Genomic DNA, 13,137 nt, shown 5'->3' on the forward strand with positions numbered 1-13,137 from the left:
GCACGTGTTCGATGGCGCGCTACAGTTCTGGGTAGCCACTCGAACAGAGGTTCGGCCAGGTGAGAGGGGGTGCCATGCTCGTCCAGACACGCCGTAGGTGTTTCTTCCCAACTCTAAGACGGCCGCTATACCCCGCTATAAAGTCCGAGAGCGTGGACCCTGTGCGCAATCCCTATGCCCCCGGCGCCGGGCAGCGCCCGCCCGAGCTCGCCGGCCGTGATCGTGAGCTCCAGCAGTTCGAGGTCGTCCTGGAGCGAGTGGCCCGTGGCCGTCCCGAGCGCAGCATGGTCGTGACCGGCCTGCGCGGCGTCGGCAAGACCGTCCTCCTCAACACCTTCAAGTCCATGGCGATGCAGCGGCTGTGGGGCACCGGCAAGATCGAGGCCAGGCCCGACCAGTCGATCCGCCGGCCCGTCGCCGCGGCGCTGCACATGGCGATCCGCGAGCTGGCCCCCCGGCACCGCGGGCCCGAGCGCATCGAGGAGTTCCTCGGCGTGCTCAAGGCCTTCGCGATGCGCGACCCAGCCGCGGCGAAGGGCACCTCCCACTGGTCGCCCGGCATCGACGTGCCCGCGAGCCGCGGCCGGGCCGACTCCGGCGACCTCGAGATCGACCTCACCGAGCTGTTCGTCGACGCGGCGAGCGTGGCCACCGACCTCGGGGTGGGTGTCGCGCTCTTCATCGACGAGATGCAGGACGTGCAGGCGACCGACATCTCCGCGCTCTGCGCCGCCTGTCACGAGCTGTCGCAGACCGGCGGGCCGCTGATCGTGGTCGGCGCGGGTCTACCGCACCTGCCGAGCGTGCTGTCGGCCAGCAAGAGCTACTCCGAGCGCCTGTTCCGCTACGCGCGGCTCGACAAGCTCGACCGCGACGCGGCCGACATGGCGCTCCTCGTCCCCGCGCGGGAGGAGGGCGTGGAGTTCACCCAGGAGGCGCTCGACGCGCTCTACGAGGCCGCCGACGGCTACCCCTACTTCGTGCAGGCCTACGGCAAGGTCGCGTGGGACTACGCGCCGCGCACCCCGATCACCCTCGACGACGTCAAGGTGTCCGCGCCCGAGGCGGAGGAGGAGCTCGCGGTGGGCTTCTTCGGCAGCCGCTACGAGCGGGCCACGCCCGCTGAGCGCGACTACATGCACGCCATGGCCGCGATCGGCGACGAGCCGGTGGCGACCTCCGACGTGGCGGACTCTCTCGGCCGCAAGCCGTCGAGCCTGTCACCCGCTCGCGACAGCCTCATCAAGAAGGGGCTCATCTACTCCGCCGAGCGCGGTCTGATCGCGTTCACGGTGCCGCACTTCGGGAGGTTCCTTCGGGCTCAGCCCATCTGACTCTCTCTAGCCGTGTCTAGAGGGGAAGCTAGGCACGGCTAGAGAGACCAATATGCCGTCGTATAACGCTATCTAGCGTCAGGCCGATACAGCCGTATATTCCGGCATGGACCCGCTGTCATCCCTGCCGACCACCGCCACGCGCACCGCCGGATGCCGTCCTGTCAGGTAGACCGCGAAGACCACGTCGTCCTTGTCCCGGTTCTCGAAGACGAAGAAGCGCCAGCACATCTCCCGCCAGCTGTCGTACGGCTCGGCCGCCGCCAGCTGGTCCACATAGGAGCGCCAGGTCGCGCTCGCCTTGAGCCTGGCCAGGCCCACGCTCTCGGCCGCGGGCCGCTGCTCGCAGGGAGCGCGGTAGCGCAGCCGGTCGACGGCCTCCTCCAGCTCGGGCGAGAGCGCCGCGAGCACCACCACGCCCGCCAGCGTCCACCACGACAGACCGGGCGCGGGAGCCCATACCGACATCAGGGCCATGCCGGTCAGCACGACCGTACGCCCGATCGAACGCAGTCCGACGGGCGCCGAGCTGACCTCGCCGAAGCAGCCGCAGCCGGCGTCAGGCCGTCGCCTGCGCAGTTCCAGCAGCACGTAGGTCGAGAGTGCGAAGAAGACGACCGTTCCCCACCTGAACAGCGGATGCGTGGTGAGCAGCAGCCCCGTGGCGAGCACCAGCTCGCCGACGGCGCAGCTGATCATCGCGGGTGTGCGAAGCGGACCGGGCACGAGCACGGCGGGGCCGAGCCTGGTCAAGGCGCCAGGCTCCCCTTCCGAGTGCACGGTGGCGAGCTTCGCGAAGGTTCCCAGGACCAGCAGCACGATTAAGATCGGCAGCTGCGATTCGAGCATGCGTGATACCCCTATCCGACCCGGGCATTGAAGCACCCCTTGGTCAGTTCCCCGCCCAGTTCCACGAACGATGAGGGCGACAGCTCCACGATGCGGCCTCTCGGCGAGGTGCCACATTCGACGCACCTGTCGCAGAAGCGCCCGGCCATGCAGCCGCACGCCACGACAGGAAGGTTCGCCGCCCGTTCGGCGCAGACATTACGGACTTTCAATAAAGAACCAATAGCCAGGTACGGCAGGCCGACACACGACACCTCGGCGTCGGGGCAGGCCGCGTCGGAGCGCTCCACCATGGGATAGGCCACGCCGCGTTCGTCGCAGTCGAAGGCGTCGGACCAGATGGCGGTTCCTGAGATGCGTTGCTGTGGCCCGCCGTACACGGGGGGAGGGGTTGGTACGGCGCGCGCGGGATAGGCGGGCTGCGACGTGGCCGGCAACAGAGCGTGGGCCACGCCGTCCTCTCGGACGCCGATCGCGTCGAAGAGGAAGCCGGGTTCGAGCTGGGGGTGGCGGACACGGATGCGTCCGGTGGTCCGGTAAGGGATCACCACGCTGCGGCGCCCGCGATGCGGGCCGCAGTCGAGCTCCAGGTGGAGGTCGCGGCGCCCTTCGACGGACAGGATGGCGCCGGTCATGCGGGTGAGGTCCGCCCAGACCCGCTCGACGACCTTGCCGTCGCGCAGGGCCCTAATGATGACGGAGGCGCCGATGGGGAGGTCGCCAGGCGCGACGTCGCCGCCGTGCCAGGCGGTCGCCCACGGCGCGACGACCAGCCGCTCTTCCGCTCCCTGTTCGGTCTCGACGATGATCAGGTGCGGGCTGACGTCGACGATCTGCCCGGTCACCGCGTGCAGCGGATCGCCGTTCTCGAGATCTGGTCCCGCATGCCCTGGTGCGCGGCCGAGCGCCGCCGCCGCGAGGATTCGGCGGCGTTCCGTGCTGTTCACACCCCTAGCGTCACATAGCTCCCGGCTCCTCCCCGCCGAGGAGAGCAAAATACGCATCCTCGGTGGAACGCATTGACAACCGATGCGTGGCAGACCTTGACAGCACTTTGCTGTTGTCGGGACGAATCCTGGATTCCGGTTCAGCCGCAATCGAGGCTGCGGCTGCGATTCTGGCCACGATGCAGACTGCCAGGACTGACGAGGAGTTCCGCGAGTACGTGAGGTCCCGCGGACCTGCACTCCTGCGCGCGGCACACCAGCTCACCGGGCATCCGTGCGACGCCGAGGACCTGCTGCAGACCGCCCTCGCCAAGACCTACCTGGCCTGGGACCGCATCAAGGATCGTTCGGCCCTGGACGGCTACGTCAGGCGGACGATGGTCAACATCAACATCTCGCAGTGGCGCCAGCGGAAGCTGGAGGAGTTCCCCGCCGACGAGCTGCCGGACATCCCGGTGACCCTCGAGGCGCCCGGCGAATGGGAGGAATCCCTCGAACGGGCGTTGAACGGCCTGCCCGCCCGCATGCGCGCCGCGATCGTGTTGCGCTACTACGAGGACATGTCCGAACCCGAGATCGCCAGGACGCTCGGCATCAGCGTCGGCACCGTCAAGAGCACGGTCTCGCGCGCGATGGCCAAGCTCAGGGGCGAACTGTCTGTCCCGGCTCAACCGCACCCGCGGTAGCGCAGGGGTGCACGACGTCTCTAATGATCCGCAGGGTGGACAGGAACGACTCGAGCTGCTTGGGGGTGAGCAGCCCGGTGAAGGACTCCTCGATGTCGTTGAGGTGCTGGGGCAGCACCTCCTGCACCTTTTCCAGGCCCTTGTCGGTCAGGGCCGCATAGGAGGCCCGGCGATCGGTTGCACAGGCCTGGCGCGTCACGAGCCCCTCGCGCTCCAACCGGTCGACCACCCGCGTCACGCCGCTCGTGGACAGGCCGGTTTGCGCCGCGAGGTCGCCCATCCGCAGGCTGTGCTGCGGCGAGCGGGCCAGCCTGATCAGCGTTCCGAAGTCGACTTCGGACAGGCCGGCCGTGGTGAGAGCCGGCATCATCCTCGCCGTCAACCCGGCGTGGACCTCCGCGAGCAGGCCGAAGGCCGTCAGCCGCGGGTCGTCAAAGGGGATCACGTTCACATCGTAGACGACGATAGTTGACGTGAGGAATATTCCTCGTGTAGAAATCTGTTGAAGCAAACGTCCGCAGCGCAAGCATCACTGTCGAGGGAGCAAGACATGAGCACTCGTACCTGGGAAGGCCTCACCATCCCCGCCGCCGGCACCTACGCCATCGACGTGAACCACACGGTCGTCGGCTTCGTCGCCAAGCACATGATGGTGAGCAAGGTCCGCGGCCGCTTCGAGAAGTTCACCGGCTCGGTCACGATCGCCGAGAACCCGCTCGAGTCGTCCGCCGAGCTGACGATCGACGCCTCCAGCATCAGCACCAACGCCGGCGACCGCGACAACCACCTGCGCAGCGGCGACTTCCTGGACACCGAGACGCACCCCGAGATCACCTTCAGGAGCACCCGCGTCGTCGGCCACCAGGGCGACGAGTTCACCGTCGCCGGTGACCTCACCATCCGTGGCGCCACCAAGGAGGTCGAGCTCACGGTCGAGTACGGCGGCGTTGGCACCAACCCGTGGGGCCAGCAGGTGTGGGGCTTCTCCATCATCACCGAGTTCGACCGCGAGGAGTTCGGACTGACCTGGAACGCCGCGCTGGAGACCGGTGGCGTGCTGGTGGGCAAGAAGGTCAAGATCGAGATCGAGGGCGAGGCCAACCCCGCCGCCTGACCCCGCTGTCCACAGCCCGCTGAGACCTGGGCGGGCTGTCATCCACAGGGTTGACGACGTTACCCACAGGCAGTGGATAACTCTTGGTGACGACGCTGGAGTGAACCACTTTGCCGCGCCGCCTGAAGGCCGGTACTCTGTCCTGAGCCGGATGGCTGCCGGGAGGATTCGCCTAGTCAGGTCTATGGCGCCGCACTGCTAATGCGGTTTGGTGGCAACACCATCCGGGGTTCAAATCCCCGATCCTCCGCAGTAAAGAGGCCCTCTCCGTTTCGACGGGGAGGGCCTTTCTTGTGTCCCGGGCCGTCGTAGTTGCAGACCTAGTTGCAACGGCCTAGTCCCACAGGGCGGGGGCCAGGCGTTCGCCATCGTCGCGCATAAGTTGTGTGGACGCGCTCCCACGTGGGGTGGCAGCCGTAGCTGTAGGAGTTCCAAGCCGTCTACGCGGCCACACGCGGTCTGAGGCGTCGGCGCTCCCTCCATCTCGGTCGTGCCGCCCAGACGCGGATGAGGGAGGACGACCGCGCCGACCGCGAGGGCCAGGCCCTGGGTCTTCGCACTGGTGCTTCCACTCTTGGCGGTGCGCCTGGAACCACGCCCTGATTGGAATCCGGATCATCTCGGCAGTATCGCTCCAGGACAAGCGCTTCCCTGGCGGGTGGGACGGCGGCGACGGGATATCCGGCGGGGAGGTGAGGGCAGGTTCCCCAAGCCTTCAAGAGGCAGCGAGTGAGCTTCTGGGGTTACTTCCGTCCCACTCCGCCAAGGGAGCACAGTGCCATCTCCACCCAACCTGCCGCTCTTGGCCCGGCAGGTCCGCACGACCGTTGGCCCACAGCAACGTCAGCCAGGGGTCCGTGTCCGTCGGCGCCCATGGAAACAGGCGCCGCAGTGTGGCCGCCGCGATCTCCGTGGAAGGAAGAAAGGGTTGATTGACGCCTGTCCCCACATCGGCGGTATGCACGAGCATCTCGTCGCATGCCATGGCCGCAAAGCCGGTAGCGTCGGCTCTGCCGTACGGGTGCCATCCCCGGGCCTCAGGCGATGTTCCATTGACAACATGCGCGAGGACTGTGGCGAAGGTGTTCACCGTTGCGATCAGGTCCTCCGGCTCGGATTCCGGGCGAACGCCCATCTCCAGGGTGCCGAGTTCCCTGTCGCCGGCGACAAGGTCCGTGGCGTACCAGAGGAGGCAGTCACCGATGTGGGCCACGACGCCCGCCACGGTCCAGTCCATCCCTGGGATCTGAGTCTCTGCCCACTTCTGATCTGCCACTGAACGCAGGTAACTCCCGCATTCGTTTGCCGTGCGCAGAATGATATTCGAATCCATATGCGAATCTTTGCATGAAAGGATGGACGACAACCGGTAAAGCGGCCCCGTCTCTGGGAGGCGGCGCCGTCTCGCGTTTGAGGAGCGCAGGCCGCTGGCTCTGCGCCCCTCAGCGACCGGGCCGGACCAGGCTACTTGCGGGTTATTGACCATGCCCCATCGGCTGTGATGGTGGCGTATCGGCTTCCGGGAGGTAGGGCGACGCTGCCCCGATAGTCGCCGACCTTGTTGACGAGCAGGTGCTTGAGGCGTCCGTCGTTGCTCAGCGCCCATACTGCGAAGTGTCCCTCACCGCTGTGGCGGATCGTCAGACGGCGCAGGCCGGTGCTGGGCTTGGCGAGCCTGATGACGTCGGCACCGGCTCCCTTGGCGTTGACCGCCCAACTGCGGGCGCTGGTGATCGGAAGAACCTGCAGAGTCCAGACGCCGTCAGCGGTGACGCTCAGCGCGCGAACCTTGCCGCCCGATCGGGTGTTGAACGCCGAGGTGCCTTTGTGGTCTCCAACTGTGTTGGCTACCAGATCCTGCTTGTCTCCGGACGGCTTGAGCGTCCAGACGGCGAAGTGCCCTTCACCCTGGTGGGTGATCTTCACGATGCTCGGCTTCGTCGTGACTGGTATGCGAACCAGGCTGTCGCCCTCGCCGCGGTAGGTCCCCGCCGAGGAACTGGTCGAGTGAGCGGTGGCCGGCGCCTGGACGAGGAACGCTCCAATAAGGGCGGCCATGCCGACGAGAGCGTGTAGACGGAGACGCATGTGTGACTCCTGAGGAGGGAGGTGTGGACGGGATAGGACGCCCAAGTCTGTGGTGAGGTGTACGGGATTGCCGAGAGGATTCAGCGGCCGACGCCTGTCACGACGTTGTCGTTCCAGCGGGCGATGATCCTTGAGCTCTAGCCCGGAGCGGGGTCCGTGCGCGGTGCGGCCAGGCGGGTCGGCACGCTTGGCAACTCGAGTAACGATGTCGTCGACAGAGTCGGGCCTCCCAGCAGTCGTCCGTGGCGATCCACGGGGTCGCCCGCGAGACCGTCCGTCAGGCGCTGGCGTTGCTGCGCGAGGAGGGATGGGTGTTCACGGTCAGGCGCTCGGCACCGGATGGCATGCTGGGAGGCTGGCGATCACAGGGAGACCAGCGATGACCCATCCCCTCAGCACACAGCCCGCGCCCCGGCACACCCCTCTCAGCGCGGAGGAGATGGCCCGGGGTGAGGCGAACTTCGCGCCTCTCGTCGCGCAGGAGCTTGTCGCCAATGGACGGTTCAGGGTGAGCGCCGACACGCAGGAGATGGTGGAGCCGTTCCAGGCGGTCGCGCGCCGGGTGGGCGAGATGCTCCAGCGGCCTGTGGTCAGCTACGCCAACGGCAGGTACATCGTGATCGCCTTCGGCCAGGAGGAGGCTTCCGGCCTCATCGGCCGAGGCGCCCACGCATCACAGGAGTGACTGCCGGGCGTCGTCCATGTAGCCGCCCCTCCGTATGGAGGCGGGGGCTTCTGGTGTCAGGTTGCGGTTATTCCCAGAGGGCTCGACAGGTGAGCAACCGCCATTCGGGGGGCGGGCGTCGCGTGCTCGCGCAGGCCCGTGTTGATCCCAAGGTGGATGGTCGCTGAAGAAATTTTCGCTGCCCTGTCACACTCACGCGCCACGGCGGGTCTACACAGTGAAGCACTCACAACACCGGCCGGAGCGACCCGCACCGGCACCCCCGCTGAGGAGCATGTCTGATGTCCACCGCCTACATCGTCGTCACCATTCTGGCCGCAGCCATGGCGGGCTTCTCGGCCGGCTCGATCTTCTTCCACGCCAAGTGGGTCGTGCAGCCCCTGGCCGACTACAGCGTCCCCCGCGCGCTATGGCCCTGGCTCGGTGCCGCCAAGGCAGCGGGTGCCGTCGGCCTGCTGGTCGGCCTGGCCGTGCCGGCCGTCGGTGTCGCGGCGGGGATCGGCCTGGTGCTGTACTTCAGCGGGGCCGTCGTCACCGTGGCCAGGGCGCGCTGGTTCTCGCACATCCCGTTCCCGCTGGTGTACATGGCGCCGGTGGTCGGCTCGCTGGTGCTGGGGTTCACCGCCTGAACGCCCCACCACCTCCATGGCCGGGCATCCCACCAACGGGAGCCCGGCCATCACGCTGTCCGGCCCACACCTGGAGGGCTCCATGGCCACCATGTGATGGCCGCCTTTCAGATCGCCCGCCGCGGACGGGCGTCACTCGGGAGCATGAGCGGCTCGTACCCGCGAACCTCTGCGCCGGCGGACGCTCCCGATGAGGTGGTGCTCCAAGGAATGCTTCGCGGTCCAGGGGAACGAGGAGAGCGCAGCCCTTGACAGGAGGTATCCCCCATGAGCCTCGTCACGCGGACCGCCGCAGCTCTGCTGATCGTCCTCGCCGCCGGGACGGCCTGCGGTACCAAGCCCGATCCGGCCGCTCCTCCGCCGGCCCAGAACCCGCCTGCCGACCAAACCGTCCCCGCTGTCCGGCCTGACCTCGAATTCGGTCAGACGGGCAGCGTCATCGGGGAGAACGGCACCAAGCTCACCATGACCCCGTACGCGATCATGTACACCAAGGACGCCAAGGAGAGCACCGCGCCCGCCAACGGCTGGTACGTCGTCATCGCGATTCGTGGCGAGGCCACCGGCGGGATCGACCGCGTCGCACCCCCCATCAGCGGAAACGGCTTCTACTGGCGGGGCGAGGAAGTCACTCTCGACCCGTCCGAAGGCAACGCGTCCAACACCTCCTGGACGGGTACGGTCAACGAGTTCGGATCGCCGATGGAACCCGGCCATCCCGAAGCGGTCCTGGAGACGTTCGACGTTCCCGCGAAGGGTGGCCGTCTGATCTACATCAACGCGGACGGGACGATCACCGCGTGGCGGCTTCCGTCCAGTGACAGTGGTGATCAAAAGGTGTTCGAGCGTGTGCGTGCGCGCATGACGGAGTTCGGCGGCGAGCGTCCTTAAGGCGAGCGTCCTAAAGGCGAGCGTCCTTAAGAGGACCAGCCGTCCGCATGACCGCTTCGACGGGTGAAGCTCTGGCGATAGGCGCCGACCAGGGCTGCGATGATCACCAGGTCGAAGCCCATCTGTACGGTGACCAGCGCGCGAGCCACCTGCCCCGCCGCATACACATCGCCGTACCCCACCGTGGCCATCGTCGCCACGGTGAAGTACAGGGCATCCGTCCGCGTGTGCAGGTTCGCGAACTGCCGTCCGTCCATTCCGGCCACCGCGAAGTAGCTCAACGCGAAGAAGGCCGTCACCGCGTAGAACGTCCCCAGTCGCGCCTGTCTGTCCCGGCGGGCCACGGCAAGGGTGTGGCGTACGGCAGGCGACACCTCGCGCCGGCCGTACCCGATGAGCGGTCACACGGTGATGACGATCTTCGCTCGCGCGTGCTCTTCCACGAAGTAACGGAGGGCCTCGGCGGCCTCGCTCAGCGGGTAGGTCCTGTCGATGGCCGGGGTGACCTTCCCGGCTTCGATGAGCTCCGTCAGGACGGCCAGGTCGTCCTTGCTGCGGGTCGCCGTGTGCGGGCGCAGGCTCTGGCGGACGAATGGTGACACCGCGAGCGCGCTCACGATCCGGCGCAGCGGACCGAACCAGCGACCGCCGCCCCCGGACGAGAGCACGAGGGTTCCGGTGGGCGTGAGCGCGCGCCTGCAGGCTGACAACGGACGGTTCCCGGCCAGATCCACGATGAGGTCGTAACGCCGGCCGCCCGTGGTGAAGTCCTCGCGCGAGTAGTCGACGACGTGGTCGGCGCCGATCGACCGGACCAGGTCCAGGTTCCTCGTGCTGCACACGCCGGTCACCTCGGCGCCCAACGCCTTGGCGAGCTGCACGGCGAACGTGCCCACGCCTCCGGACGCGCCGTTGATCAGGACCCGCTGCCCCGGCCGCACCTTTCCTCGATCGCGAAGAGCCTGGAGGGCGGCGATCGCCGCCACGGGCACCGCGGCCGCCTGCTCGAACGTCAGGTTGGCCGGCTTCAGCGCCAACAGGCCTTCGGGGACGCGGGTGTACTCGGCGAAGCTCCCCGCGTCGGTCTCGGCGTACACCTCGTCGCCGGGACGGAACCGGGTCACCTTCGCGCCCACGGCCTCGACCTGCCCGGCGACGTCCCTGCCCCGTACCGTGGTCGTCGGCCGGCGCAGCCCGAACGCCAGGCGGGCGGCGTACGGCATGCCTCGCGTCATGACCCAGTCGGCGTGGTTGACGGCGGCCGCGCGGACGCGGACCAGCACCTCGTCGTCCTTGACCGCCGGGAGGTCGACGTCCGTGAACTCCAGGACATCGGGTGAGCCGTACCTGTGCTGGACGATCGCCTTCATCGTGTTCCCTTGTTCGTGGTCGGGCGGGGTCGGTGGCGGAGCGCTCGGACGAAGCCCTTGCCGGCGTCCTGGAGGCCGATCAGAATGACGCCGATCACGACGATCGTGGTGATCACGCCGGGCGCCGCCGCGCCCTCCGGCCAGCCCACCGCCGCGAAGAACGCGTCGTTCAGGAGCAGGCCGGCGGCGGTGACCCAGACGGCCGGCACCATGAAGAGGAGGCTGAGCACGGCGTTCGCGACGGCCTGCGGAACGCCCCAGCCCACGTAGTAGCCCACCAGGTCGAAGCCGATCCGCGCGACGGCGAAGAGGACGGCGAGGTAGAGCGCTCCCGACTCCCAGAGTGCGGGGGCGATCACGCCGATCGGCTCGCCTTCGGCGTCCGTCACCGGGCTGAGCGTCTGTGACAGGAGCAGCAGGCACGCGCCGAGCGTCACGGCCACCACCCCGCCGATGAGCTCGGCGAAGTCGACACGCCGTCCGGGCAGGTCGGGGAGGGCGGCGGGGTCCCACTTCCCGAACGGCTTCTCACGCAGGGACGGTGACCGCTGGATGACGGCGAACACCAGCGTCACCCAGAACACGATGTGCAGGACGGCCGTCGGGACGGTGACCATCGCGTCCCGCAACGCCTCGAACGCCGTGCCGCCACCGAGGAACCGCACGAGGCCGACGGCGACGAACAACACCGGCACGACGGTCGACAGGAGCACCTTGAGCAGCCGGACGTAGTCGAGGAACAGCGCGGGGCCGATGAGGTGGAGCGGCCGATCGGTGTAACCGGCGGCGAGCCGTACGGGATCGCCGAGTTCGGTGAGCACCTGCATCTCGGCGATGCCGGCGTCGGCCCCCGCCTGGCGCCGGTCGTCGATCGCGTCGGCGATCGACGCGCGCAGCTCGCGTTCGATGTCGGGGCGCTGTTCCCTGGAGATGCCGCGCAGCGCCGCCGCGACGTAACGGTCGGTGAGGGTGCCCGTCATGGCTGGTCCTTCAGGGTGAGGAAGGCGGCGTGCAGGTCGTTCCAGTCGCGGGTGAGGGTCTCGGCGAGGGCGGCGCCGTCGGGGCTCGTGAGGTAGAACTTGCGCGGCCGTGATTCCTCCGTGTTCCACTCGCTCGTCAGCAGCCCCTGCTTCTCGAGGCGGCGCAGGAGCGGGTACAGGGTGTTGGCGTCGACCGCGAAACCGCTGCTCTCCAACGCCTCCAGCAGCGCGTACCCGTAGTTCGGCCGCTCCAGGATCAGCAGGCAGGCCAGCACGATGGTGCCGCGCCGGAGTTCCTGGCGGTGCGTGGCGAGCGCGTCATCGTCGATCACAGGTGTGACGATAGTGTGTGACACACACTATGGCAAGTGACACATCATTGTGATGAAGCCCCTTGCTCGACAGTCGACCAGGGCATAACGGACAATAGGGACGGAAGGGCTGCCCACCGCGTGACGCTGTTCCCGGATAGTGCGGGGGCGGGAGGATTATGGAGAGCAGCTACCGATCTCCTCTGCGTGTCGATCTTCTGGGCGGGTTCCGGCTCCAGGCGGGGAACGACCAGGTCACCCTGTCGAACGGGGCGGAACGCCTGCTGGCCTTCGTTGCTCTGTGCCGCCCGAGGGTCCCGAGGAACCTGATCGCCGGCACCCTCTGGCCCAACGCGCCGGAGCGGCGCGCCGCCGCGAGCCTCCGGTCCGCGCTCGCCCGCCTCAACGGGGCCGGACGGCAGATGCTGGACGTCGGCGCGACCGAGATCCGGCTCTCGCCCGACACCGAGGTGGACATCGACCACGCCCGGTCCCTGGCGCACCGAATCCTCGACCGTGACGCGCCGACCAGGGACGACGACCTGAGCCCTGCGGCCGTGTCGGTGCTGTCGTCGAGCCTGCTGCCCGGCTGGTACGACGACTGGGTCCTGGTCACCGCGGAGGAATGGCACCAGCAACGCCTGCACGCCCTGGAAGCACTGGCGGCCGACTTCGTCAGGGCGGGCCGCCACGCCGACGCCGTGGCCGCGGCCACCGTCGCCGTCCACGCTGATCCGCTGCGTGAGAGCGCCTGCGCCGCGCTCATCCAGGCACACCTCGCGGAAGGCAACCAGGCCGAGGCGCTGCATCACTTCAAGCGCTACGAACAGCGTCTCCAGAGCGAACTCCGCCTCCAGCCGACGCCGCGGCTGCGCGCCCTGGTGGCGGATCTGCAGACGGCAGGCCGGCAGGCCATAAGATCACCCACCATGCCGAACGAGCTCCTCTTAGCCGCCTTGGGTGTCGGCTCCGTCGCCCTTGTCGCCGGTGGAATCCAGTCCGGGGGCAACCGAGCGTGGCGCCACCTCGGGCGACCGGTCACGATGGCTCTCGTGGGAGCCGGCTTCATGGCCTCCGCCGCCGTCGTCGCCCTTGCCGACCTCCCGGATTCGGAACTGCTGCCACCGGCGAGAGCGCTCCGCCTCCACGTTCATCGCGAGGCGATGGTGCCCGGTGGCCGTCGTCCATGGCGTCGCCGGAGCTGGGTGGGAGCGCGATAATCACGTGCCGCCCACTGGATGGGTTGGCATACT

General features: G+C 68.2%; 16 protein-coding genes and 1 tRNA gene. 8 read left to right on the plus strand and 9 right to left on the minus strand.

Annotation, left to right across the window (positions count from 1 at the left end; translation table 11 throughout):
* Nucleotides 1–152 precede the first annotated feature (152 nt).
* On the plus strand, nt 153–1,334 hold the full coding sequence (locus H4W81_RS36675; protein WP_192778985.1) for an AAA family ATPase: 1,182 nt from the start codon (nt 153–155) through the stop codon (nt 1,332–1,334).
* Nucleotides 1,335–1,412: 78 nt separating this feature from the next.
* On the opposite strand, the gene H4W81_RS36680 is transcribed toward H4W81_RS36675, so the two are convergent.
* Both H4W81_RS36680 and H4W81_RS36685 read right to left on the minus strand, forming a co-directional pair.
* The gene (locus H4W81_RS36680) at nt 1,413–2,183 is read right to left on the minus strand and encodes a MauE/DoxX family redox-associated membrane protein (RefSeq protein ID WP_192778986.1); all 771 of its coding nucleotides are present in this window, start codon (nt 2,181–2,183) and stop codon (nt 1,413–1,415) included.
* Nucleotides 2,184–2,194: 11 nt separating this feature from the next.
* Nucleotides 2,195–3,130 (minus strand): hypothetical protein, encoded by a 936-nt coding sequence (locus H4W81_RS36685; protein ID WP_192778987.1) that lies wholly within the window; start codon nt 3,128–3,130, stop codon nt 2,195–2,197.
* Between the two features lie 179 nt (nt 3,131–3,309).
* On the opposite strand from H4W81_RS36685, the gene H4W81_RS36690 reads away from it, so the two are divergent.
* Nucleotides 3,310–3,816 carry a SigE family RNA polymerase sigma factor gene (locus tag H4W81_RS36690; protein WP_192778988.1) on the plus strand — a complete coding sequence of 169 codons (507 nt, stop codon included), beginning with the start codon at nt 3,310–3,312 and terminating at the stop codon, nt 3,814–3,816.
* Here H4W81_RS36690 and H4W81_RS36695 read toward each other — a convergent pair.
* Complete coding sequence (locus H4W81_RS36695; RefSeq protein WP_318782239.1) at nt 3,773–4,267, minus strand: MarR family winged helix-turn-helix transcriptional regulator; 495 nt, start codon at nt 4,265–4,267, stop codon at nt 3,773–3,775. The two genes, H4W81_RS36690 and H4W81_RS36695, sit on opposite strands and share 44 nt — an antisense overlap.
* A 99-nt stretch (nt 4,268–4,366) precedes the next feature.
* Between H4W81_RS36695 and H4W81_RS36700 the strand changes: the two genes are divergently transcribed.
* Both H4W81_RS36700 and H4W81_RS36705 read left to right on the plus strand, forming a co-directional pair.
* A complete protein-coding gene (locus tag H4W81_RS36700) occupies nt 4,367–4,930 on the plus strand; it encodes a YceI family protein (RefSeq protein WP_192778989.1) in 564 nt (187 codons plus the stop codon).
* A 161-nt stretch (nt 4,931–5,091) separates the two neighbouring features.
* Nucleotides 5,092–5,180 (plus strand) — tRNA-Ser (locus tag H4W81_RS36705).
* A 465-nt stretch (nt 5,181–5,645) separates the two neighbouring features.
* Here the strand turns inward: H4W81_RS36705 and H4W81_RS36710 are convergent.
* Nucleotides 5,646–6,263 carry a maleylpyruvate isomerase N-terminal domain-containing protein gene (locus H4W81_RS36710; protein WP_192778990.1) on the minus strand — a complete coding sequence of 206 codons (618 nt, stop codon included), beginning with the start codon at nt 6,261–6,263 and terminating at the stop codon, nt 5,646–5,648.
* A 131-nt stretch (nt 6,264–6,394) separates the two neighbouring features.
* The gene (locus H4W81_RS36715; protein WP_192778991.1) at nt 6,395–6,988 is read right to left on the minus strand and encodes a hypothetical protein; all 594 of its coding nucleotides are present in this window, start codon (nt 6,986–6,988) and stop codon (nt 6,395–6,397) included.
* Nucleotides 6,989–7,397: 409 nt separating this feature from the next.
* On the opposite strand from H4W81_RS36715, the gene H4W81_RS36725 reads away from it, so the two are divergent.
* From H4W81_RS36725 to H4W81_RS36735, 3 genes are all read left to right on the plus strand, one after another.
* Nucleotides 7,398–7,703, plus strand: a complete 306-nt coding sequence (locus tag H4W81_RS36725) for a hypothetical protein (protein WP_192778993.1) — start codon at nt 7,398–7,400, stop codon at nt 7,701–7,703.
* A 281-nt stretch (nt 7,704–7,984) separates the two neighbouring features.
* Complete coding sequence (locus H4W81_RS36730) at nt 7,985–8,332, plus strand: DoxX family protein (protein ID WP_192778994.1); 348 nt, start codon at nt 7,985–7,987, stop codon at nt 8,330–8,332.
* A 267-nt stretch (nt 8,333–8,599) separates the two neighbouring features.
* Nucleotides 8,600–9,223, plus strand: a complete 624-nt coding sequence (locus tag H4W81_RS36735) for a hypothetical protein (protein ID WP_192778995.1) — start codon at nt 8,600–8,602, stop codon at nt 9,221–9,223.
* A gap of 26 nt (nt 9,224–9,249) precedes the next feature.
* Here H4W81_RS36735 and H4W81_RS36740 read toward each other — a convergent pair whose 3' ends face one another.
* The 4 genes from H4W81_RS36740 to H4W81_RS36755 all read right to left on the minus strand — a co-directional run bounded on the left by H4W81_RS36740 (nt 9,250) and on the right by H4W81_RS36755 (nt 11,905).
* Nucleotides 9,250–9,522: an ion channel gene (locus H4W81_RS36740; protein WP_318782241.1), complete on the minus strand. Its 273-nt coding sequence runs from the start codon at nt 9,520–9,522 to the stop codon at nt 9,250–9,252.
* 102 nt (nt 9,523–9,624) lie between these two features.
* Nucleotides 9,625–10,593 carry an NAD(P)-dependent alcohol dehydrogenase gene (locus H4W81_RS36745; RefSeq protein WP_192778996.1) on the minus strand — a complete coding sequence of 323 codons (969 nt, stop codon included), beginning with the start codon at nt 10,591–10,593 and terminating at the stop codon, nt 9,625–9,627.
* On the minus strand, nt 10,590–11,573 hold the full coding sequence (locus tag H4W81_RS36750; RefSeq protein WP_192778997.1) for a permease prefix domain 1-containing protein: 984 nt from the start codon (nt 11,571–11,573) through the stop codon (nt 10,590–10,592). The genes H4W81_RS36745 and H4W81_RS36750 overlap by 4 nt, the downstream gene beginning before the upstream one ends.
* Nucleotides 11,570–11,905: a PadR family transcriptional regulator gene (locus H4W81_RS36755; RefSeq protein ID WP_192778998.1), complete on the minus strand. Its 336-nt coding sequence runs from the start codon at nt 11,903–11,905 to the stop codon at nt 11,570–11,572. Before H4W81_RS36755 ends, H4W81_RS36750 begins: the two co-directional genes overlap by 4 nt.
* A 158-nt stretch (nt 11,906–12,063) precedes the next feature.
* Between H4W81_RS36755 and H4W81_RS36760 the strand changes: the two genes are divergently transcribed.
* Nucleotides 12,064–13,104, plus strand: a complete 1,041-nt coding sequence (locus H4W81_RS36760) for an AfsR/SARP family transcriptional regulator (RefSeq protein ID WP_192778999.1) — start codon at nt 12,064–12,066, stop codon at nt 13,102–13,104.
* Nucleotides 13,105–13,137 lie beyond the last annotated feature (33 nt).

The sequence above is a fragment of the Nonomuraea africana genome, assembly GCF_014873535.1.
GTDB lineage: Bacteria > Actinomycetota > Actinomycetes > Streptosporangiales > Streptosporangiaceae > Nonomuraea > Nonomuraea africana.